Raw genomic sequence first — 21,297 nt, forward strand, 5'->3', positions numbered from 1 at the left:
GGTTAGGTGGTAGAGGGGGAGCCGTAGGCTCCAGTCCTCATCTTCTCACGAAGTCGGTAACTATTCCCCCTAATATTGACGATGTGGGAATGGTGTAAGAGCCGATCCAGGATAGCCGTAGCAAGTATCGGATCGCCCATCAGTTCCCCCCATTCACCGAAACTCTTGTTGCTGGTCAACAGAATACTCCCTCTCTCGTATCTTGCACTTACTACCTGGAAAAAGAGGTTAGCTGCCAAACTGTCAAACGGTAAGTAACCAATTTCGTCAATAATCAGGAGCTTTGGTCGAATATAGATGCGTAGGCGTTTATCCAGCCTGTTTTCCGTGTAAGCTTTTCGCAGATCTTCGATGAGTTGCGAGAGACTGACAAAGTAAACGGATATCCCTTGCGAGATGGCTTCTACAGCCAACGCCACCGCCAGATGACTTTTTCCTACTCCGGGAGGCCCTAAGAACAAGACATTCTCGTGTCGGGTTACAAAAGTCATCGTGGCCAGCTCTCGAATCAACCGTTCGTCAATGCTGGGTTGGAAAGCAAAATCGAACTCCTCCAGCGTTTTTCGGTAAGGCAAGTGTGCGAGTTTGGTGCGTACCTCCATATTCCGTTTTTGACGTTCCGCTATCTCTGCATCTAGAAGCATGTTGAGAAAGGACAGATAGGTGGGCTGTCCATGACTTGCCGCTTCCAAATGGGCATCCAAGAGTAGAGCCGCTTGCTGAAGCCCAAGTTCCTCAAGACGTAGCCGTGCCTGTTCCAGTTCAATCATGCTCCCACCCCCGTCAGCTGCTCATAGACATCCAGCGAACGCACTTCCACTTGCTGCGATGAAATCTGTCGGGCTTGCGGACGTGGATAGGCATATCCTTGAGCAGTCGTAAGACCTGCATACTGGTTTTCACAAAAAACAGTTGCACGGGATCGATAGACCTTTTGGTGTCGAGCAATACATGTGCCGTCGGCCCAGATTTCCACCCACCCATTCACTTCTCGCACGGTACCCTCACGTCCACTGTACCTCCATGGAACCCCATATCGTACACCATCGTAGCTAACAAATCCGTCTCGGCTGACCTGTCTCGGTTCATGCAAGTATTTTTCCCATCGTTCAGCTGAAGGGATAGGCGACAGATTTTCCTCACGGAGTCGGTCGATGGGACGTTCGCCGGTTGTTCCATGAATACGGCGGTTAATCCGCTCGCACCAGTGTAGGGCTTGTTGATTGAGATCCTGTAAATCAACGAAGCGTTTGCCAGGAAGAAAGTTGTTTTTTACGTATTGAACGCCTCGTTCCACTTTTCCCTTTGTTTCGGGGCGTCGAACTTTGCATACTTTTGGAACAAGCCCAATCGCTGCAGCAAAGTCGGCAAAAAGCGGATGCCAGCGAGGTTTTCGATCATCTCCCATGCCCAGTACGACGGTTTTCATCTGGTCGGTCAGCATTACCTTTGGGATGCCCCCAAAATATTCAAAAGCATGAATCAAGCAACGAAGAAAGCTGTGAATGTCACAACGCTTAGTGAACTCTATATAGGTGGAACGAGAGTACCCCAATACCATGACAAATACCGGCACTTTTCGGACTGTACCGTCCAAATCTACGTAATCACACAGTCCCCAGTCGACCTGTGCATATTCACCAGGTTTCGTCTCGTAACGAAGAACAGCGGGAACTTGTTTGGGAGGACGGAAGTCCTTCACATAGTCTTTCAAGATGGTACGTCCCCCGGTATACCCCTTTTCTCGTAGAAGATCGAATAAAACCTCGCAGTTATAGATACCTTCTTGAAGACGTTCCTGCAGGAACGGTTTATACGGATCAAGCTTGGAACCACGAGATTTACGGGTTCCCTTTTCGGGGGAGAATTCACCCCGGAGATATCGGCGAACTGTATTTCGAGAATGCCCCGTTAGACGGGCAATTTCACGAATACTCTTGCCTTCTGCCCTCATGGTATGTAACGATATCACTATCCCACTCCTTAGCATGTGTCTCCCTCCGAAGATTAACTTGGCCGTTAATTACGAAGGGGATATATTCGCTATGGGTGGGTCATTTTCTTTCCGGCGAACCTGGGTCAATTATATCCCGGCGGTGACAGCCGAGTTGGAGTCCTTTATCCCGAGAAAGGAAAAGCTTCCAAGATTTTGGCAGAAAATCTTGCAAGGAAATATGCAACCTTTATGTTGAACACAATGTATCGTGAGGCTGACCTTGCAATATTGAGAGATACTAAGGTTGCTGGAGCAAAAGCGTTAATTGAAACTGGGAAGATCAACCAATCCTGGTACGATGATGATGAGGAAGTAGAGCGCGCAGCATTCGCAATTGTCGCTGGTCTTTACGACTACTTCCGAGAAATCGATTAATTAAAAACATGGGTGAAGTGACTGTATTGGTCACTTCACCTCAGCGTGTAGACCAAGTACTGAAGGTACAAGATCTACACGCTTTTTGCCGTTGTAAGGAACTGAATGATATATCAAAATGCAGTGATTAACTTCAGGCTTGCATGCCTGCCAACTTTTCGGAAGAGGTTAATTTCGAAAATTCAACGTATTGGTAATAAAACGGATCAAACTGAAGAGTAATAAAAGAGCATAAAAAAACGATGATTGTCACTGAATTCGGATGCTGCACTTATGTGGGTGCCGAAAACGAAGGCAGCATGGGGGCGTGATCGACCGGGATTCCCGCCCCTGGCGTCTGAAAAAGCCGTTGGCCCGGGATGAGGAGCCGCAGGCAAAATACCTTACCGAGATGCTTTCCCTGTTCGAAGATGAAGGGATGGAAGTCGCTTTTGTTTTCACGTTTGTGAGTCCCAGTTACCCATCCAGCGAGAACCCGGAGTATGACCAGGATGTGGCCAGTTTCAGTATAGTTCGCACGTGGAAACAACGCGAAACATCGCGGTCACCGCTGCAGCAGAAACCGAAGCAAGCGGTACACGAGATAGCACGATATTATGGTGATCACATCATGTGATCCGCCATCGTGCCGGAGGACATAAGCAAACAACCCGATCGCATATGATCGGGTTGTTTGCGCTATTGATGTATTTTCCTCTTTGCTTCTTCAAATCCAGCATTGAAATCCATCTTACGACAGTTATCCGTTCCTCTAGTCCCAACCTGTTTTCCCCGCTTCGTTTCGTTATAGACCGTGCAAACAGGCAGCAGACCGCATTGACACCTAAAAAAAATGGTGCTATAATCTATACCACTCTAAAATTAATATTTAATTATAACGTAATAATCACCAATTGTCAATGGGTATATAACATTTTACAAGAGGGGTTTGCATGAACAATTTGTCCCGTCTCTTTACCTCTTTGACGCTATCCGCCCAGGAACAGCATATGATCCAGTTGCTTGAGCTGAACGAAAAGACGAAACGTTTCGGGCTGACGCTCGCCCCCGACGACATCAAAGAGTTGCTGGCCGCGAAAAATCAGATACTGCGTCATTACGGGCGGCTGGAATTGGGAATCGAAGCGACGAAGGAGATCATCGAGGTGTTTTCCGAATCCCCATACATCACCCAGGAACATTACGTGTCCACACTGCATGAACTGCACGAAATCTTCTACCATCTCAAAAACGAAACTGAAGACAAAATTGGCGATGCCAAGCTCATCGGAATGATGAAAGATTGCTTTGACCAGGAATGCGAAGGTTCTTTGGAACTGTTAAAAGACAAGCTGGAAGAATATGCGGCGGCATTCAGAGTCGAAGCGATGCGAGACGAAATGGGGGAAGATGACGAATGAATGTCGGAAAGATGGGCAAGACGGACAAGAGCGCAAGCGATCGCGGAGCGCTGGTATCCCGGCACGGATTACATCCATCATCTTTAAAGCGAAACCAGTATACCCTGTCGCTCATGCGTGAAGGTCAGCGCGCAGGTCTTCTGGATCAGCAAGACATTTCCCGCATCCAATATGAGTTTCTCCTCCTGCTGCAAGAACAGATCATACGCTATACGCAGGGCGAAAGTTCTTCCGTCGCTACCGAAACGGCTGAGCAATTGCTTGCCTCCGCCATGTACGCGGTGGATGCTTGCTTGTGGAGCATGGAAGATCCCGAGAAGGCGATTGCCAGCCTGAAAACAACGGAGATCGCAAGGCTGCATGCAATGGGGGTCGAACAGGTTCGGCAATGCCTGGAGGAGACGAAACGTCTCTACCATGAGGTCAAAAAGCACAAACTGGATGTTCCGGTTGACGCGTACAACATGACCATTGAGGAATCCCTGCCCATTTTTCTTCAGAAATACAACATTCTTTTTGATGGGCATAATACGATGGCCAGCATTGATTACCCGTTGGGAATCGACGATATGAGTCTGCAGGGCGTATTTTATTTCAGGCAGTATCTGGAGCGATTGCACATGGAAGATCGGTTTTGCCGCCAATGGGAGCGGGAAGATCTGCTCCGTTTGCTGGAACACTTCGGTCGCGTATGTAAATTCGACTACCGACTTGAATTATTCAATATCTTTGAACTGGTGCTGCATCATGCCTTGTTTTCCGTTCTGTCGGGCGGAGATCCTCGCCGGATTCTGATTTCACCGGTTCAATATGAACAGCTTGAACGAATGTTCACCCATGCGGATGCCGCCGCGGTCGGCCATCTCATTGACAGGGGAGTAGACCGGTTGCTGGACCAACTGCCGGCTCAGGATTCCGATACGACAGATTACATGAAACGATGCTGCCGTAATCTTGTGCGGCGAATCGTCAACGCTGCGGAACATCGGAATCTGCAGACGGTCATCATCGTAGACAAGGAAGACGACATCAGGCCTGTCACCATATCGTTGAAAACGGGAGACAGTATGAGCAATGTACAGCTGCGCCGTCTGCTCGACGACATCAGCCGCAGCGAGTCCAAGGAGGACAAAGTCCGGCTCATCCGGTCTCATTTTTTCTCTTTGCACGATTATCTGGATCTGTTGGAGAGCGACTGCCTGTACGGGGAAGATTACGAAGCGCTGTACGCATCGTTTAGTGACACGGAACTGGCGATCTTGTGCAAGATCATGTTCTATGAAGAGTTGCGAGGCGGGGCTGCGGACCTTTACACCATTATCCAGGGGCGGGAAGGGGCGGAGCGCGATTGGCAGAATCATTTGATCGGCTTTATGAAACGTCTGGACCTTCGCGTATCCGGACGATTGATGAGCGTATGAAGAGATCAGCTTTTATTGACTGCACATCGCTCGGCGTGTTGAGCGTGCGCGCCGAGCGATGCATTCCCTCGCCTTGCCACCCGCTGGTTAATGACTTCAATGGTTGTATTATCTTTTGATCCGCTCCGTTTAGGCGTTCCAGCACTTTGAGCTGTTGCGGCGGGAACGGGTGGAGAAGATCGTCAAGTATTTGAGAAGCATTGGCCAGCGCAAACATGCGACGAATCCGGTACAAGTGTTTTTCCGCGATTTAATGCTCCCCTTCTTTCTGAAGATGGCGAGCCGTTAATCTCTCAAGTGGATGACGATTATCACGTGAACTGGCATGATAAGATAACGGTATAAAGGGGCTCCTGGAGGGAGAAATAAAGGAGGCAATTCCGTGCTCGAGGCACTTTATGGTGTATAGGTCTTTCATTCGCAATCTCCACTAATCCATTCTTGGTAGCCTTCCGTGTTTACTTCTTATGGCAACAGCATGCCACAAGATTAACAAGCTCCTCATCACGTTGTTTAAAGCCAATTTAATATCCAGTCTCCTAGAACTCAATCTGTTAATATGCCTAATATTTGTAATTAAATGCAACCTCACTGGAATCTGCTAGTAGAGTTGTTCGTTGCCGCTGCAGACAAAGAGTAAGCCAGACAGCAATTATATAGATCACAGAGATAGATATGGCTAACATATAGGGAAATGGTACTCTCAGGGAAATGAGGGAAGAGGCGCGAATACGAACAGAAATGCATGGTAATTAATAGGAATAGCAATGGGTGCTTACAGGTAGAGGGCAGGGAAATAATTCAAAAATAATTCGTTGACAAGCACATTTATAAGCTAGAGATGCAATCCTAAAAAACACCCCTACGACTCTTACAAAAACCGTGCAATCGACATTGTGGCATTTAACTTGATGGTGGCTGTAGTTCTCTAAGTCGTTATTCTGTAGTAAGCCATGAAACCAAACCATTTCTTAGGAGTAATAATAGACAGTAGGAGAAAAAAAGAAGATGAAAAGAGATAATAAATGACTTCGAATTCGTTTATTTGCTATTTAATAGTCGTAGGCATGCTGAGTGACAAAATCTTATTCAGGATACAGTTACCTTATTAATGGGAATTCTTTCACTCCTAAGTGTAGGTAAGTTAGGAGTAATTAGTACAGACAATTAGGCGTTGCAACTACACAATGACCTAAAAATTACGAAAAGAAAATTCAAAGTAAGGTGATGACATGTCAATTACCAAAAGAGCAGATAACTTTTATCAAGAATTAGTTCTACATCTAAAAACACCTGAAAAAATTACAATGCTATGGGTGTTGCTATTTGTATATAAGTGTTTTTTTCCTACTCATGCAGAGAAACTTTTCTCAATATTAAAGAATAGTATACCTCATCTAGCATATGTAGTTGAAATGTTAATGATATTTGCATTTATTCTATCTATATTAGCTTTGTTAGCAATGTTGTTAATTATGCTTTACAAACCAATAGCAAACTTAAAATATGCAAGAATTTCAAAAGCGGAAGACTTAAAATTTGCTTCTCTTTATATTGAGAATTATTATAGATTATTATATGGAGCAAGACATAAAGTATTAATGGCCGCAACCTGGTGTATTTGGCAAACTAAATGTGCCGAATTCGGAAATGTGAAAATGCCCAATTGATGAGCATGCCATAGAAAGTAAAAAAACCTTGCCAGCGTTCCCTCATCACTCTACTCTCTTGTTTGGCGACATCAGACAGGAGAGGATGAAAGGAATGCTAGCAATGGCTTATGTTCAGTTTATCAAACATTTGAGAGAGAAAGAAGCGCTCTCTATAAATCAAATTGCAAAGAAATTGGGGATTCATTGGCGAACTGCGAAAAAATACGCAGATTGCGACGACTGGAATCAACCAATGAAGTCGGTGTCACGCCGCTATCGAGTGTTGGAGCCCTATCTCGATATTGTCGATGCATGGCTTCTGGAGGATGGGACACGCCCACGGAAACAGCGGCATACAGCGAAACGAATTTATGACCGGCTGGTTGCCGAACACGGCTTTACTGGCAGCGACCGTACCGTAAGGTACTACGTGGCCAAACGTCGCAAGGAATTGAGACAACAAGACAAAATGGCCTACCTGCGGTTGGAGCATCCTGGCGGCGAGGCTCAAGTGGATTTCGGCACAGTCCAGGTCATCCTCAATGGTCGAGAGCAAACCATGAAGCAACTGACGATATCCTTCCCGTACAGCAACGCCGCGTTTGCCATGTTGTTGCCAGCTGAAAACACAGAATGTTTCTTAGAGGGACTGCGGCGCATATTTGAGCGCATCGGCGGGGTTCCAACACGACTATGGTTCGATAATCTATCAGCTGCCGTTGTATCTGTAGGTCCGGAAGGACAGCGGCACCTGACAGACACATTCGAGCGATTTGTATTACATTATCGATTCGAACCCGTTTTTTGTAATCCGGCAAGCGGTCATGAGAAAGGACATGTCGAGAACAAAGTCGGATATACACGACGCAATTGGTGTGTGCCAACACCGAGCGGATCCAGTCTTGAGGAACTGCAAATCCAACTGGATCAACGCGCAGAACAAGACTTAAATCGACTCCACTACGCCAAGGGAGAGTCGATTCGCAAATTGTGGGAGCATGACCAAAGGAAATTGCTTCAATTGCCGATGATGCCCTTTGAGGCGGTTCGTTTGGGGCCAGCACGTGTGAACAATTACGGGGAAATCAAACTGGATGGTACACCTATTCCCCTTACGGGCACACAGCCAGGTCAAACCGTGTTGCTCAAAATTCGATGGGACACAGTCGACGTGTTGGATGCTCAGCAGCGCGTCATAACGACCATAGCCCGCCCTTACATGCAGCAGGGGCAACCCATTGACTGGGTCACCGTGTTGCGAGCTTTTCAGGCCAAACCACGTGCTCTCCCGTACGCTTCGTTGTTCGGCAACCTGCCGATGGCGATACAAAAATGGTTAACGTCAGCAGAAACGGTTGATGAGAAACGCCGCAGGCTTTCCTGGTTGATTCGCCAGCTCAAAAGTGGAGCAACTTTAGAACAACTCGATCACGTATTAGCAGTCCCAACCCCCGATTGGACGGTAATGGAACATCGGTTATATCGGATGCAGCATCCAGACCGTTCGTTTGAGGTCATTACTGATCCTTACACACCAACGGTGTTGTTACAGCAGGAGCCCGATATCTCCCGATATGACCAACTGAAACGGGCGGTGATGACACCGTGAAAGAGGAACTTCGTCGACTATGCAAAGCCTTACGGCTAGGTTATGTGATGGATCACTATGCCTCACAGCCATTTGAGAGCCGGGAACAATTTTTGTTGGCGGTCTTGCGGGCCGAAAAAGAACAACGAGAGCTGGCCAAGGTGCGTCGTCTGTTGAAAAAAGCACGATTTCATCAGATCAAGACACTGGAGAATTACACATTTGAATCGATCACATTTCCACCCAGCCTGACACAGCACGCGTTGTGTTCGCTTGAATTCGTACACAAGCGACAAAACATTTTGATGTTAGGAGGAGTCGGTACAGGGAAAACGCATCTAGCGACGGCACTGGGGGTAGCAGCGTGCCGGGAAGGATACAACGTGCGGTTCTTCCGGGTAGCAGATTTGGTGGCGCAGTTACAGCAACGTCACCACACCGGGACACTTGCACGTTTCAAGAAGGACATGGAACGATGCGACTTGTTGATCCTAGACGAGTTAGGATTTGTTCCGTTTCACCAGGATGGGGCCGAATTATTGTTTCACTTGATTGCAGATTGTTACGAACGAAACAGCATTATTGTGACTTCAAATCTGGAGTTTGGGCAGTGGACTCGGGTGTTCGGAGATAGCCGCCTAACGGCGGCCTTGGTGGATCGCCTCGTACACCATGCTCACATTCTAGCGTTTACTGGCGAGAGTTACCGATTGCGACATGCGCTTTCGGGACCTGAAAACGCGTGGCAAGGTTAGGCACAAAATGGCTGCCAAATTGAGCATTTTCTACTTGCCAAACACAACCTGGTTATGGGTTTTTGGTGGTTATTTTTTTCTAATTGATGAAAGTAAGGCATTCTATTATGTTTTTCTTATTTCGGAAAGAATGGGCGGACAAAATTTTATTATTACGACAATTGCGTTTCTCTTATCAGTTTTGTATGGTATATTTCTTGTTGAAGCGCTCGTAAATCTACTGCAAAAAATGATATATCACTTTCTTCACTTACGATATGAAAGATTAAATCGAGATGAGCCCGTATAATCATTTTATTGGGCATTAAAATAAATTAAATGAAATAGATCAATTGTACTGCAAGTTTCCAATTTTTGTAATAGACCTCTGCACTACGAGGGATGGTAAGAAAAATTATAGAGAGATGGGCTATACTGGATTAACTTCACGAATCTCTTATGTTTCGTTCGCAATAAATCATGCCTGAAGAAGTTTCATGATAAATCGCCCTAATCGACCCGACTCATCTTAGCAGTCTGTTATATTTGAATGCCCAATTGCTTTTAAGAAGCAGAGGGCATTTTTCAATTACTTCATTAATTTGTTATGACTGTTTTATCCCTTCAACCGCTCCGTTTGCCTGGCAAGAATGTGCGCGGATCGTTCGAGGTAGTCGAGGATCAGCCGCAGTTCGTCTGCGCTGTACCGGGAATACAGCTCGGCCATGGCCTTGCCGAGCGGCGCGAAGACGTCCTGAAGCGGTTGAAGGTTGCTTGGGATTGGTTCGACATAGACGACGCGCAGATCGTTGGGATCTTTTGCCCGGCGGACAAATCCCGCTTTCTCCAGGCGGTTGATCACGCTGGTGATGGCGCCTGTCGTCAGTCCCGTGAGCTCGGCCAGCTGCCCGGCGGTCGCTCTTCCCATCTCCAGCACAATATTCAGGCACTTATGATCGGTGATGTTTAGCCCCAGCGATTTGGCTACGGCCTGGTGGAAAAACACGGTCTGGGTGGACAGCTTCCGGGAAGCATCTTGCAAGGAAGCGTACAGTTCCGGTGGAACCGGTTCGCGGCGATTCATGGACAATCCCCCCATCACAATTTCATCTCCGACCAAAGTCGGGGAGCAAATCGGGCTGCAGCCGGTACAAGAAGCTTCTCATTCCCCGTAATATGGATATGGAAAGCGGAGCGCATTTTGCATATATTTTAATTATTAAGATATAGGAAATCGTCCGCTTATGCAAATGTGACACCTCCGGCCTTATATCTTAATTATTAAGATAATAACCAATGTGTCCAAGGAGGAGAATGACACGATGGGAAACAAGCGAGCGCTGATTATCGGCTGCGGAATTGCTGGACCTGCGATTGCGATCTTTTTGCGGCGGGCCGGTTACGAACCGCGCATTTATGAAGCACAGCCGGATCATGATGATTACGCCGGCCTGTTTCTGAATGTGGCGCGCAACGGCATGCGCATCCTGAGCGAACTGGGCGTAGACGACCGCATTCGCAGGGAAGGCATTGAAATGCGCGTCATGAGTTTTCACAGCAGCAGCGGCAAATGGCTGGGGACGATCGGCGACCGTTCCGGAGAAGTGCAAGGGTTCACGGTGAAACGGGGATTTTTGCACAAAGTGCTGCGCGAAGCAGCCTTGCAGGAAGGCATCCCGATCGAATTCGGCAAAAGGCTTGCAAATCTGCAGATGACGGATCGGCAGGTGACCGCCTTTTTTGAAGACGGGACCTCTGCGGAAGGCGATTTGCTGGTCGGCTGCGACGGCATTCATTCCCGCACGCGCAGGCTGATATTGCCCAACGCTCCGGAACCGGATTACACGGGCCTGATCAGCTTTGGCGGCTTTGCGCGCGGCGTCGATGTTCCGCGCGAGCCCGGCACCCAGCACATGGTATTCGGGAAAAAAGCGTTTTTCGGTTATCTGGTCAAGTCGGACGGAGAAATCTACTGGTTCGGTAATCTCAATTATCCGGGCAGGCCGACGAGAAAAGAATTGATGTCCATACCACAGGCGGAGTGGCGTCAAGTGATCAGCAACCTGTACCAAGGCGAACTTCAGCCCGTTCCGGACATTATTCGCAAGACGGAAAGCCACATCGGCGTCTATCCGATCTACGACCTGATCTCCGTCTCCGCCTGGTACAGCGGACCCGCGGTACTCATCGGCGACGCGATTCATGCGACTTCGCCCAACGCCGGGCAGGGGGCTTCGCTGGCGCTTGAGGATGCCTTGATGCTCGCCAAATGCGTCCGGGACATCGGCAATCTGGGAGAGGCGTTCCGGCACTTTGAGCTGTTGCGGCGGGAACGGGTGGAGAAGATCGTCAAGTATTCGAGAAGCATTGGCCAGCGCAAACATGCGACGAATCCGGTACAAGTGTTTTTCCGCGATTTGATGCTCCCTTTCTTTCTGAAGATGGCGAGCCGTCAATCTCTCGCGTGGATGTACGATTATCGCGTGAACTGGCATGACAAGGTAACGGTATAAAGGGGCTCCTGGAGGGAGACGTAAAGGAGGCAATTTCGTGCTCGAGGCACTGTATGGTCTGGAATTTATTCTGTTGTTGGCGCTTGTGATCGTCTGGGGGCTGACCGGACTTGCGGCGAATCGTCTGAAATACGTTTCGTTTCGGCAAACCGGTGTTTCCCGGTGGAGAAAAGCGGTGCGAGTCGGCGTTTGGGCGGGCTTCATCCTGCTTTTCCTCTGGGGTATTGTCATAACGATAGCCTATTTCACGCTAGGCTGGTATTTCGTCATGGATCGCGTTATCGTCATGCTGCCGCTCTTGGCTCTGCCGGCTATTTTCGTGGCCAGAAGCGCTCTGCCATTCTTGAAGCAGAACACGGTCATGACGCCGAAATCTTTGGTGTTCATCGCGGCATCCATTCACACGATGGCAGCCGGGGCCCTCTTGGTGCTGTCTTTGGTAATGTTCGATATTCCATCCATCCCGGATGTGAGAGAGTCCACGCTGTACCTGGCCGTGCTGGTGGGATGCGCCGCTCTGCTGTGGTTGTACCATCGGCGGCGCGTAGAGATCATCCGGTCCCGCCCCCAGGGGATTCTGGCGCGGGTATTGAGAAAAACCGCGTTGGCATCAGCGGCGGTTGTCCTGTTGGTGGCGTGGTTTCAGTGGTCGCTTGCAAACAGCAAATTTCCTGAATCCATGGCGATGATTCATCCGGAAACGTTTGAATATGGCGGAGGTTCCGAAATTCCGAGCGTTGTATCGTCAGATCATCACGGTCACCATGCCGTCATGCCGGCAGGAGGCAGCGCAGCAGCGGTGAGCGTCGCCGATTTGACAGGCCCCCGCACCGGCCAACCCGACAAACGCTTTACGCTCGTCGCGCAGAAGAAGACGATCCAGCTCGCATCGGGACACACGGTCGAAGCGTGGACATTTAACGGCCAGGTTCCGGGCCCGCAGCTGGTGGTGCACGAAGGAGATCTGGTGGAAGTCACGCTGCGGAATCAAGATATTGAACAAGGGGTTACTTTGCATTGGCACGGCGTCGATGTTCCAAACGCGGAAGACGGGGTGGCGGGATTGACCCAAGATGCCGTCATGCCCGGCGAATCCCATACGTATCGCTTTGTCGTGGAAGAGACGGGCAGCCATTGGTATCATTCCCATCAAGTTTCTTCGGTCCAGGTTGCCAAAGGGCTGTTCGGCGCCTTCATTATCCTGCCCAAGCGCAGTGATGCGAGCAGTGCCGGGAATGGTCAGACGAGCGGCGAGGAAGCCGATGTCACGGTTTTCGCTCACGACTGGGAAACGCCGGATGGAGAGACAGCGGTTCTGCATCTGCCAGCCCCCGCTCAAAGCCAAATCATAAAGCCCGGTACGAAGGTGAGGCTTCGGCTCATGAACAGCGCCAGCAATACGAAAATATTCTCGCTTCATGGGACGCCTTTCCAAGTGTCCGCGATTGACGGTTGGGACATTCACAAGCCGGGGGTGGTGACCGACCGGCGGCTGAAAATCGGGGGAGGCGGCCGGTATGATGTGACATTTACGATGCCTGAACATCCGGTAACATTGGCGCTGGATGAGAGGGAATCCCAAGCCGTTGTTGTATTCAGTAAAGACGGGCAGGGGAAAGCCGACATCCGGGCAGGAGGTCCGATCCTGGACCCGCTGGAATACGGTGCTCCCGCTCCGGCACCAATTGATGACACTGCAAAGTTTGACCGGGAATTTCTCATGGTGTTGGACCAGATCTATTTGGGGAATTACAATGGCTCCTCGAATCACTTGTGGGCCATTAACGGGGAAGTGTTTCCGCATACGCCGACGTTCGTGGTGGAGGAAGGGGACCTCGTCAAGACGCGCATCGTCAACCGGTCGTTTTCGGAGCATCCGATGCATCTGCACGGACATCATGTTGTTGTCCTAAGCCGAAACGGCAAGCCGTACAAGGGCAGTCCGCTCGTGCTTGACACTGTCCTCGTGGAACCGGGCGAAACCTACGAAGTGGCATTCCGCGCCGACAATCCGGGCATCTGGATGGATCACTGCCACATACTGGAGCATGCGGCGTTGGGGATGTCGATGCATTTGACGTATCCCAACGTGACAACGCCTTATACGGTTGGCGAGGCGTCGGGGAATCACCCGGAATAAACGATACGGACTAATGGAAAGTAGGGTGAAGTGTATGGAGATTGTCGAACTGAGCATTTCGTTTGAATTTAATGGCACAACCAATGTGATCTATCCCAGTTTGATCGTATCGGAGAATGAACTGGCTTTGGTCGATACCGGGTATCCGGGGTTTCTCCCTCTCATCGAAAGCGAGATCGCAAGAAACGGCTATGACGCGAAGAATCTCACACATATCATCATTACGCATTACGATGATGACCATATCGGCTCACTGTATGATTTTAAAGCAAAATACCCGTGGATACGGATTATCGCAAGTGAACAGGAAGCCAGGTTCATCAGCGGTGAAAGCAAAGCAGAGCGATTGATTCAGGCTGAAAACCTGCTGCAGCATTTGCCTGAGGAACAACAGGCATTTGGCAAATGGTTCATCCAGCAGTTGAAGAGTTTGAAACATGTGCCCGTTGATCACGTGGTGCGCGATGGCGACATGCTGTTTTCCAATCAATGTAAAATCATCGCTACTCCCGGACATACTTCCGGGCACATTTCCCTGTATGTTCCCGAACTGAACAGCGTGATTACCGGTGATGCTGCGGTGAATGACAACGGTCAACTCGTCGTCGCCAATCCGCATTATTGTTTGGATCTGGAAAAAGCGGAGCAATCGTTGCGAACCATAATAAGTCTGCACGCTGCGCATTATTACTGTTACCACGGCGGAAAATTAGGCTGAGCGCTCTTTTATCGTTATGAAGGAACAGCCCCCTCAAACAAGTCGTTTGGGGGGGCAGCGTGTAGACAAAGTTCGCGGCGCATGGGAGATCGGGCCCGCTCGCTCGCTTGACGCCCAGCACAGAAGCGAATGAAGTCCGCTCCAAAACGAGACGCGGGCAGGGGACAAACATCTGGGTATTTCGAGGAAGTGAGACTTGTGTCCCCTGTTGATTCCCGCGTCTTCGTTTTTCCGCTGAGCAGGTCGTCAAAGGAGCTCGCTTGGCCCATCCCTCCATGCGATGCACATTGTCTTCCGCTTCGGTTGATGAATGGGCAGGCCTTTCGGCCTGGAAATCATTTTTTGTGGACGCTAACTCAATGAACCGTTTGTCTTCAGTCCGCCCCCTCAAACAAGTCGTTTGGGGGGTTTTTATACGCCCATCACGCGGGGCAGTTCCCTTCGTTTTGACACGCGACACGTCACTTGATCCACGCAAATTATCTATACCAAAAGTAATTTCTGTAGATATTTATTTATCAATAAAACGTTTTTATCGACTTCAAATCCCCATTCCATCATCTCTTCATCCCTCCTACCAAGCTCCTCTCTATCGATCAATCCTATGTGAGAAAACTCCCAAGCCGCCGGAACTTCCGCTGCAAATCCATAGGTCTATCAACTTTCGCGGTATAGGAAATATTGACCAGTAACATATTTCGTTATATCATGAATGTGACAAAAAGAAACAATATATTACAGAAACAACTAAAATCAACTAAATTTCGACAAGGTTCGTCAATGGCAAACTTATCGAAAGATAAGGACGCAAAGCCTCGGGTCTAAGATTGTCAAAACTATGATGGCCGGGTTGCCGAAACCGATGCGCTCTATTTCACTCAGTCTCAGGAATGGCGGCTATTCGGGTAACCGAATAGTCTTTTTTGTGAACATTCCAGCAAGGGAAAATGGTTCCACGGCCACCGTTATCGTCTGCTTAGTGGCAGCCGGTTTTGCCAGTCCAACCTTTCGAATGAGCGAAAGGGGGTTACAGGTTTGTTCTAGGATGCCATTTCATATCACTTCAAACCAACAGACGATCGGAGGTAGAAACATGAACGCGACGAGCAAAAAATGGGACTTCCAGTGGCGCGGGTTGCGGTTGCGCAGTTTAAAAGCCCGTGTCCTCTTCTTGTTTGTGATCATTCTCGTCCTGCAATTGGGACTGTCCTCATTTGCCATCAGTTATTCCAAACAAACCATTCAGCAGGAGGAGATCAACAAAACAAGCAGCCTCCTGCAGTCCAAGATTCAGCTGATCGGGGAAGAGTTCGAAAAAATCGGGGTGGTCAGCAAGCTGGCCAACTCTTCGTACGAGAAAAAGCTGGAGGAACTGCGCGGATATCCGGATGACCTGGTCAACCAGTTGTTTGATAGCAAGTATCGGATGAGCAACGGGTTGTACGCGTTGGACGAATATGTCGCCAAAACAAAGGCGGACATCGGGAATGCGCGGATTGAAAAAGGACCGCTGACCGTTGAGCAAAAGCGGCAGATTTTGGCGTCCGAGAGCTTCGACGGTCTGTTTGCGACGATTAAAAAGACAATTCCCGAATCGCAGTGGTACTATTTTACGACCGTTCACAAGTTCCAAAAAATTTATCCGTTCGTGGATAACAAGGAAGGCGCCTATACGACCGACAAATCCATGGCCAATGAATTTTTCCAAATCGCCGTGCCCGAAAACAACCCCAGCCGGGAGATTAAATGGACGAAGCCGTACAAGGACGAATTGGGAACAGGCATGATGGTGACGGCTTCCATCCCGATTTATGCACAGGACAAGTTCCAGGGCGTCTTCTCCATCGACATTTCCTTGACGGGTGTGGCGGACATCGCCAACTCGCTCTCGCTGGCGGACGGCATGCACGCCATGGTTGTTGATTCCTATCAAAACATCTTGACGGGCGCAGTCAAACAGGTGGAGACAAACGAACAGAATACGCTGGAAACCGATATTGAAGATCCTGCCATGAAGGCGTGGATGGTGAAGGTATTAAACGAACAGAAAGACAGCGATCTGTACACCGATCAGGACGATCTCGTGTTTGCCAACAAGATCGAAGAGACAGGGTGGTATTTGTTCCTGTGGGTTCCTGTCAAAAACATTGAAAAATTGTCCGACCAGCAGGTGATGCTCATCAGCCTGATCATCTTCATGTTCATCGTGGGGATTGTGATTGTTTTCGCATACATCTCCAAACGTCTGAACGTGCTGTCGGACGTACGCGACCGTTTGGTTGCCATCGCCTCGGGCGGCGGAGATCTGACGGGGCGCATTCAGGTATCCGGGTCAGATGAAATTCGTCAATTGGCCGACGCATTTAATGAATACCTGAACCAATTGGAGAAGATGATCGCCGACATCAAACGTTCGGCCACGACCGTTGTTGACTACTCCATTCAATTGGAGGAAAACATCGCGTCCAGTACCGAGTACATCGAGGGCATCAACCGCAAAACCAACGACGTAAGCAATGAGTCCACCAACATCTCCGCGGTGGCGCAGGAATTGAGCGCGGCGGTGGAGGAGATTGCCGCGACCACTCGGGACAACCTGTCCACGTTGGGCCATCTGGTCAATGAAATTACACAGATCAAGAACTTGTCCGAAAACTCGGAGGGCGTTGCCAACAAGGCGCTGGCCGGCATGGACAATATCGAGGTCGAAGTGAAGAAGTCGGTTGACATTGCCAAGCAGCTGGAAGACAGCATGAAACGAATCAGCGACATCGTGACGACCATGACCAGCATCAGTACACAGACCAATCTGCTCGCGTTGAACGCTTCGATTGAGGCGGCGCGGGCGGGTGAAGCCGGCAAAGGTTTCTCGGTCGTAGCCGAAGAGGTTCGCAAGCTGGCGGAAGAATCCAAGAACAGTTCGGACAATATTCACGGCATTATTGGCGAACTGCAAAACTCGCTCAGTGAGACCATCCACACGCTCAGCAAGCAGAGCGAGATTATTCTGCGGGAAAAACAAAATGTCATGTCGCTGATCGAACACATGAAAGAGATCAAAACGTCGATTGAAAGTTCCACGGAGCAGATCAAGACGTTCGAGGCGAATGTGGACGCGCAGGCTGACGGAACGGACGCTTCGTCCCAAAATCTGGGGCAGGTAACCGAAAGCATCACGGAAATGACGGCGGCTCTGATGACGATCAGCAGCAACATACAAAATCAGACGGAGATTCAATCTGATATGAGACAGATTGCCGGTCAGATGAAAGCGACCTCCGAACAGCTCAATGAGTTGGTCAAAAAGTTTGTGGTGCGCGGCGATGCGGGTAAGGAGGAACAATCTGCATGATGATGGTGTTGGATAAGCCGTACGTATCTCTGCTCTTGTCCCAGACTCTTGCCAATGTGGGCGTACCGGCGGTGAAGTGCGGGGATATCCGCATTCCGCTGGATAAAACGCTGGAGATTTGGCAGTTGGACGAGGTGGCGGATCGTGTGCGTGATCCCGACCTTGCGCTGTTGTGCAATTCCGAGTATGCGGTGGCGTCCGTGTATCCGCTTCTGAAGGGAACACCGCTCATGGAACAGGCGGAGCTGTTTAAAAACAAGATCAAGTTTCGCGAGACCTTGCGAAAGCTGTATCCCGACTTCTTTTTCCGCGAGTGTTCCTATGAGGAGATTTTCCGACTGCCGGTGGAGACACTTCCGTTTCCACTGGTGGTCAAGCCGACAAAAGGCTTTCGCAGCGTCGGCGTTTACCTGGTGGAAAAGCTGGACGAATGGCCGGCGATGTGCAAGCAGCTGCAGGCGGACATGAGAGCGGCTAAGGAGATTTATCCCGAGTCGGTCGTGAGCGCCAGCAGCTTTATCCTGGAGGAGTGGATTCAGGGAGAGGAATACGCGGTCGATGCGTTTTACGATGCAAACGGGGAACCTGTCGTCCTGAACGTGTTCAAGCGCATGTTTGCGCACGAAGCCGACACGTCCGACCGGATTTATTTCACCGGGAAAAGCGTGCTGCTGGAGGCCCTGGCCAAAATCGAGACATTTATGAAGCAGTTGGGCCATGAAATGCAGCTCCGCCGATTCCCGATGCACTTTGAAGTGCGGATTTCCAAATCGGGCCAGCTCATTCCAATCGAGGTGAATCCGCTCCGCTTCGCCGGCCTGTGCACGACCGATCTGGGGGCGCATGCGTACGGCGTCAACGTGTACGAGTACTTCTTCCAGCAGAAGAAGCCCAAGTGGGACGAGATCATTGCGTCCCTGGACGATTCCATTTTCAGTTTCCTGTGCGCGGAGCTGCCGTTGAGCATTGACGGAAAGTCTATTGAGTCCGTGCACGACCGGAAGTTTGAAAAGAACTTCAGCGACATTCTGGAATACAGGCTCATCCCGTATGAAGAATATCCCACATTCTCCGTCGTCTTTTACCGCAGCCCTTCTCTGAAAGAGAATGAGTACCTGCTGCATTTGGATTTGGAACAGTACCTGGTCATGAAATAGCTCTTGTCGTCAGAAGCGGCTAGAAACAGACGGCGTCGGGGTCCAAGCGGAATGATGACGCCGTCGCGCTGGAAAAAGCGAGGGTCCATCAGCCTGTGCTGCGTGTGTCAGCAAGGTGATGGACCCTTGTTTGTTGTTTGCGTATGCACACAGCCGTTACGCTTTGGGGGAATGCAGCGGGAGTTTGACGGTGAAGCTGCTGCCGAGTCCGGGGCTGCTCGTCACGGTGATCGTGCCGTGATGGGCTTCCACAATCCATTTGGCGATGGCCAGCCCCAGTCCTGTGCCGCCCATTTGTTTCGAGCGGTTTTTGTCGACCCGGTAAAATCGGTCAAAAATGCGGTCCTGCTCCTCTGGCGGGATGCCGATGCCGGTGTCGCGGACGGTGAGGCACATGGACGGGGGATTCGCCGTGTTGTCAACGGAGAGAGTGACCGTAATGTCTCCGCCGCTGGGAGTGTACTTGATGGCGTTATCCAGCAGGATGTACAGCAGTTGTTTGATCCGTTCATGATCGCCGTACACCATCACCGTCGCTGGCGCATCCAGTCTCAGGGTGATCTTTTTCGAGGCAGCCACCGTTTGGGTGGAGCGGATCATCTGTTGGACAGCAGGGACCACGTCAGCGTACTCGCACTGCAGATCGGGGGGGCCGGAGTCGGAACGGGCCAACGTCAGCAAGTCACTCACCAGTTTGGTCATCCGTCTGACTTCATCTTTCATGTTGTCCAGAACGGTTCGTCCAACAGCGGAAAGCTGCTCGCCCTCTTCCATTTCCAATACATCCAGCGAAGACTGCAAGATGCTGAGCGGAGTCCTCAGCTCGTGCGAAGCGTCGGCGACAAACTCCCGCTGACGCTGAAAGGAACGACGAATCGGGATCATCGCCCGCTTGGACATGAAATGGCTGAGGAGGAGCGCAATCCCCAAAAACAAAATGCCCAGGACCGTCAATACGGTGAGCAGCCGTTTGAGCAAATGATTGATAAACGAAATGTCGATACCCGTGTAGAGGATTCCCTTCATCTGTACGCCCTGAAAAATGGGGCGGCCCGTCATCATCAGTTCCAGCCGTCCGTCCGTCGGCGGCATCGGCTTGCCTCGCCGGGGCGGAGGCGGAACCGTCACGGTGCCGTGCCGGACTTCGTTGGCGGCAGGAATCCATCCCCGGACAAGCTCCAGGATCTGTGACTTGGCCCGCGGGATGAATTCATCGCCAAACAAAAGCTGTCCGTTTGCGTCCACCACATAGTAAAAGAATTGATTCCGGCTTTCCCGCATCCGGTTGAGGTTGTCGTACTCTTCCTGACTCAGCACGTCGTCTCGCAGCGCCTCTTCGATCAGCTTGACTTCCTGTTCGGTGATCATCTGCAGCTGTCTCTTTTGTTCATACGCAATCCCGATGTCGACGAGGACGTAAACGATGCCAATAAACAGAGTGAGAAAGACCATGAGCAAAATGCTGTATTGGACGGTCATCCGGTTTTGCGTATGTACAAACAGATCCTTTTTCCAAAAACGGCAGCGCGAGAACCAGTCAGTCATCAAGTTTGTATCCCACCCCGCGAATGGATTGAATCATCTCCGTCTCGCCGTTGAGCTTCTTCCTGAGCAACTTGATGGTGGCGTCTATCGTTTTCATGGACACGTCGGAATTCAAGCCCCAGATGCGCTCGAAAATCACCTCTCGCGACAATACCTGTCCCTTGTTGCGTATGAGCAGTTCCAGCAGCTGGTATTCCCGCGGCGTCAGGTGAATTTCCTTTTCGCCGTCATGGACTGTGCGGTTGGTCAGATTGACGGTGATCGAATGGATCTGCACGATCTGCTCCTGAATCGGGGCAAAATTGCGGCGGGCCAACGCGCGCAAGCGGGCGAGCAGTTCCTCGATTTCAAACGGTTTTACTAGGTAGTCGTCGGCTCCGGAGTCCAGCCCCTCGATGCGATCCTGGAGCGCGTCTCGCGCAGTCAGCATCAGAATGGCGCCGTTGTATCCCTGCTGGCGCAATCGGCTGGCTACGCGCACCCCATCTTCTCCGGGCAGCATCCAGTCCAGAATCAGGATGTCAAAGTGGGCCTGCAGGGCATAGGCGAGGGCATCGTCTCCCTGTGTCACCCATTCAACCTGATAGCCTCCTTTTTTCTTCAGCATGTACGCGATCAATTCACCCAGTCGAATGTCGTCTTCGGCCAGCAAAATATTCAAAAGAGACACTCCTTGCACAAAACATGAAAAGGTGTCTGGTTTCAT

The 21,297-nt window shown here is 50.2% G+C and carries 17 protein-coding genes and 1 riboswitch; of the genes, 12 read left to right on the forward strand and 5 right to left on the reverse strand.

Going from position 1 to position 21,297, the window contains the following annotated elements; genetic code table 11:
- Positions 1-2: 2 nt before the first annotated feature.
- On the reverse strand, positions 3-770 hold the full coding sequence (istB, locus tag Q7F15_RS02670) for an IS21-like element helper ATPase IstB (protein WP_008409491.1): 768 nt from the start codon (positions 768-770) through the stop codon (positions 3-5).
- Positions 767-1,990 (reverse strand): IS21 family transposase, encoded by a 1,224-nt coding sequence (gene istA / locus Q7F15_RS02675; protein ID WP_008409807.1) that lies wholly within the window; start codon positions 1,988-1,990, stop codon positions 767-769. Before istA (Q7F15_RS02675) ends, istB (Q7F15_RS02670) begins: the two co-directional genes overlap by 4 nt.
- Positions 1,991-2,149: 159 nt before the next feature.
- On the opposite strand from istA (Q7F15_RS02675), the gene Q7F15_RS02680 reads away from it, so the two are divergent.
- The 7 genes from Q7F15_RS02680 (at position 2,150) to istB (Q7F15_RS02710) (ending at position 9,187) form a co-directional block, all read left to right on the forward strand.
- A complete protein-coding gene (locus Q7F15_RS02680) occupies positions 2,150-2,371 on the forward strand; it encodes an N-acetylmuramoyl-L-alanine amidase (RefSeq protein ID WP_304415057.1) in 222 nt (73 codons plus the stop codon).
- A 307-nt stretch (positions 2,372-2,678) separates the two neighbouring features.
- Complete coding sequence (locus tag Q7F15_RS02685; RefSeq protein WP_304415058.1) at positions 2,679-2,987, forward strand: hypothetical protein; 309 nt, start codon at positions 2,679-2,681, stop codon at positions 2,985-2,987.
- A gap of 316 nt (positions 2,988-3,303) precedes the next feature.
- A complete protein-coding gene (locus Q7F15_RS02690; RefSeq protein ID WP_304415059.1) occupies positions 3,304-3,771 on the forward strand; it encodes a DUF6323 family protein in 468 nt (155 codons plus the stop codon).
- Complete coding sequence (locus Q7F15_RS02695; RefSeq protein WP_304415060.1) at positions 3,768-5,192, forward strand: DUF6179 domain-containing protein; 1,425 nt, start codon at positions 3,768-3,770, stop codon at positions 5,190-5,192. The genes Q7F15_RS02690 and Q7F15_RS02695 overlap by 4 nt, the downstream gene beginning before the upstream one ends.
- A gap of 1,232 nt (positions 5,193-6,424) precedes the next feature.
- Positions 6,425-6,862 (forward strand): hypothetical protein, encoded by a 438-nt coding sequence (locus Q7F15_RS02700; protein ID WP_304415061.1) that lies wholly within the window; start codon positions 6,425-6,427, stop codon positions 6,860-6,862.
- A gap of 94 nt (positions 6,863-6,956) precedes the next feature.
- The gene (gene istA, locus Q7F15_RS02705) at positions 6,957-8,453 is read left to right on the forward strand and encodes an IS21 family transposase (protein ID WP_212388566.1); all 1,497 of its coding nucleotides are present in this window, start codon (positions 6,957-6,959) and stop codon (positions 8,451-8,453) included.
- Complete coding sequence (istB, locus tag Q7F15_RS02710) at positions 8,450-9,187, forward strand: IS21-like element helper ATPase IstB (RefSeq protein ID WP_212133733.1); 738 nt, start codon at positions 8,450-8,452, stop codon at positions 9,185-9,187. The genes istA (Q7F15_RS02705) and istB (Q7F15_RS02710) overlap by 4 nt, the downstream gene beginning before the upstream one ends.
- A 595-nt stretch (positions 9,188-9,782) precedes the next feature.
- On the opposite strand, the gene Q7F15_RS02715 is transcribed toward istB (Q7F15_RS02710), so the two are convergent.
- A complete protein-coding gene (locus Q7F15_RS02715; RefSeq protein WP_212132814.1) occupies positions 9,783-10,250 on the reverse strand; it encodes a MarR family winged helix-turn-helix transcriptional regulator in 468 nt (155 codons plus the stop codon).
- A gap of 238 nt (positions 10,251-10,488) precedes the next feature.
- Here Q7F15_RS02715 and Q7F15_RS02720 point away from each other — a divergent pair, with 238 nt between their 5' ends.
- From Q7F15_RS02720 to Q7F15_RS02740, 5 genes are all read left to right on the forward strand, one after another.
- Positions 10,489-11,679 (forward strand): FAD-dependent oxidoreductase, encoded by a 1,191-nt coding sequence (locus Q7F15_RS02720; RefSeq protein ID WP_304415062.1) that lies wholly within the window; start codon positions 10,489-10,491, stop codon positions 11,677-11,679.
- A 37-nt stretch (positions 11,680-11,716) separates the two neighbouring features.
- The gene (locus tag Q7F15_RS02725) at positions 11,717-13,819 is read left to right on the forward strand and encodes a multicopper oxidase family protein (protein WP_304415063.1); all 2,103 of its coding nucleotides are present in this window, start codon (positions 11,717-11,719) and stop codon (positions 13,817-13,819) included.
- Between the two features lie 34 nt (positions 13,820-13,853).
- On the forward strand, positions 13,854-14,537 hold the full coding sequence (locus Q7F15_RS02730; protein ID WP_304415064.1) for an MBL fold metallo-hydrolase: 684 nt from the start codon (positions 13,854-13,856) through the stop codon (positions 14,535-14,537).
- A gap of 772 nt (positions 14,538-15,309) precedes the next feature.
- A riboswitch (cyclic di-GMP riboswitch) is annotated at positions 15,310-15,395 on the forward strand.
- 235 nt (positions 15,396-15,630) lie between these two features.
- Positions 15,631-17,889: a methyl-accepting chemotaxis protein gene (locus Q7F15_RS02735; RefSeq protein ID WP_304415065.1), complete on the forward strand. Its 2,259-nt coding sequence runs from the start codon at positions 15,631-15,633 to the stop codon at positions 17,887-17,889.
- Complete coding sequence (locus Q7F15_RS02740) at positions 17,886-19,046, forward strand: ATP-grasp domain-containing protein (RefSeq protein ID WP_304415066.1); 1,161 nt, start codon at positions 17,886-17,888, stop codon at positions 19,044-19,046. Before Q7F15_RS02735 ends, Q7F15_RS02740 begins: the two co-directional genes overlap by 4 nt.
- A gap of 156 nt (positions 19,047-19,202) precedes the next feature.
- On the opposite strand, the gene Q7F15_RS02745 is transcribed toward Q7F15_RS02740, so the two are convergent.
- Positions 19,203-20,591 (reverse strand): sensor histidine kinase, encoded by a 1,389-nt coding sequence (locus tag Q7F15_RS02745; RefSeq protein WP_304415067.1) that lies wholly within the window; start codon positions 20,589-20,591, stop codon positions 19,203-19,205.
- Positions 20,584-21,252: a response regulator transcription factor gene (locus tag Q7F15_RS02750; protein WP_171566300.1), complete on the reverse strand. Its 669-nt coding sequence runs from the start codon at positions 21,250-21,252 to the stop codon at positions 20,584-20,586. The genes Q7F15_RS02745 and Q7F15_RS02750 overlap by 8 nt, the downstream gene beginning before the upstream one ends.
- Between the last annotated feature and the right edge of the window lie 45 nt (positions 21,253-21,297).

It is taken from the genome of Brevibacillus aydinogluensis (genome assembly GCF_961514395.1).
In the GTDB taxonomy this organism is placed as follows: Bacteria; Bacillota; Bacilli; order Brevibacillales; family Brevibacillaceae; genus Brevibacillus; species Brevibacillus aydinogluensis.

Bases quoted from the DNA above. Each gene is read 5' to 3' on its own strand.
- istB (WP_008409491.1), bottom strand. From the start codon at position 770: ATGATTGAACTGGAACAGGCACGGCTACGTCTTGAGGAACTTGGGCTT.
- istA (WP_008409807.1), bottom strand. From the start codon at position 1,990: ATGCTAAGGAGTGGGATAGTGATATCGTTACATACCATGAGGGCAGAA.
- Q7F15_RS02690 (WP_304415059.1), top strand. From the start codon at position 3,304: ATGAACAATTTGTCCCGTCTCTTTACCTCTTTGACGCTATCCGCCCAG.
- Q7F15_RS02695 (WP_304415060.1), top strand. From the start codon at position 3,768: ATGAATGTCGGAAAGATGGGCAAGACGGACAAGAGCGCAAGCGATCGC.
- Q7F15_RS02700 (WP_304415061.1), top strand. From the start codon at position 6,425: ATGTCAATTACCAAAAGAGCAGATAACTTTTATCAAGAATTAGTTCTA.
- istA (WP_212388566.1), top strand. From the start codon at position 6,957: ATGCTAGCAATGGCTTATGTTCAGTTTATCAAACATTTGAGAGAGAAA.
- Q7F15_RS02715 (WP_212132814.1), bottom strand. From the start codon at position 10,250: ATGAATCGCCGCGAACCGGTTCCACCGGAACTGTACGCTTCCTTGCAA.
- Q7F15_RS02720 (WP_304415062.1), top strand. From the start codon at position 10,489: ATGGGAAACAAGCGAGCGCTGATTATCGGCTGCGGAATTGCTGGACCT.
- Q7F15_RS02730 (WP_304415064.1), top strand. From the start codon at position 13,854: ATGGAGATTGTCGAACTGAGCATTTCGTTTGAATTTAATGGCACAACC.
- Q7F15_RS02735 (WP_304415065.1), top strand. From the start codon at position 15,631: ATGAACGCGACGAGCAAAAAATGGGACTTCCAGTGGCGCGGGTTGCGG.
- Q7F15_RS02740 (WP_304415066.1), top strand. From the start codon at position 17,886: ATGATGATGGTGTTGGATAAGCCGTACGTATCTCTGCTCTTGTCCCAG.
- Q7F15_RS02745 (WP_304415067.1), bottom strand. From the start codon at position 20,591: ATGACTGACTGGTTCTCGCGCTGCCGTTTTTGGAAAAAGGATCTGTTT.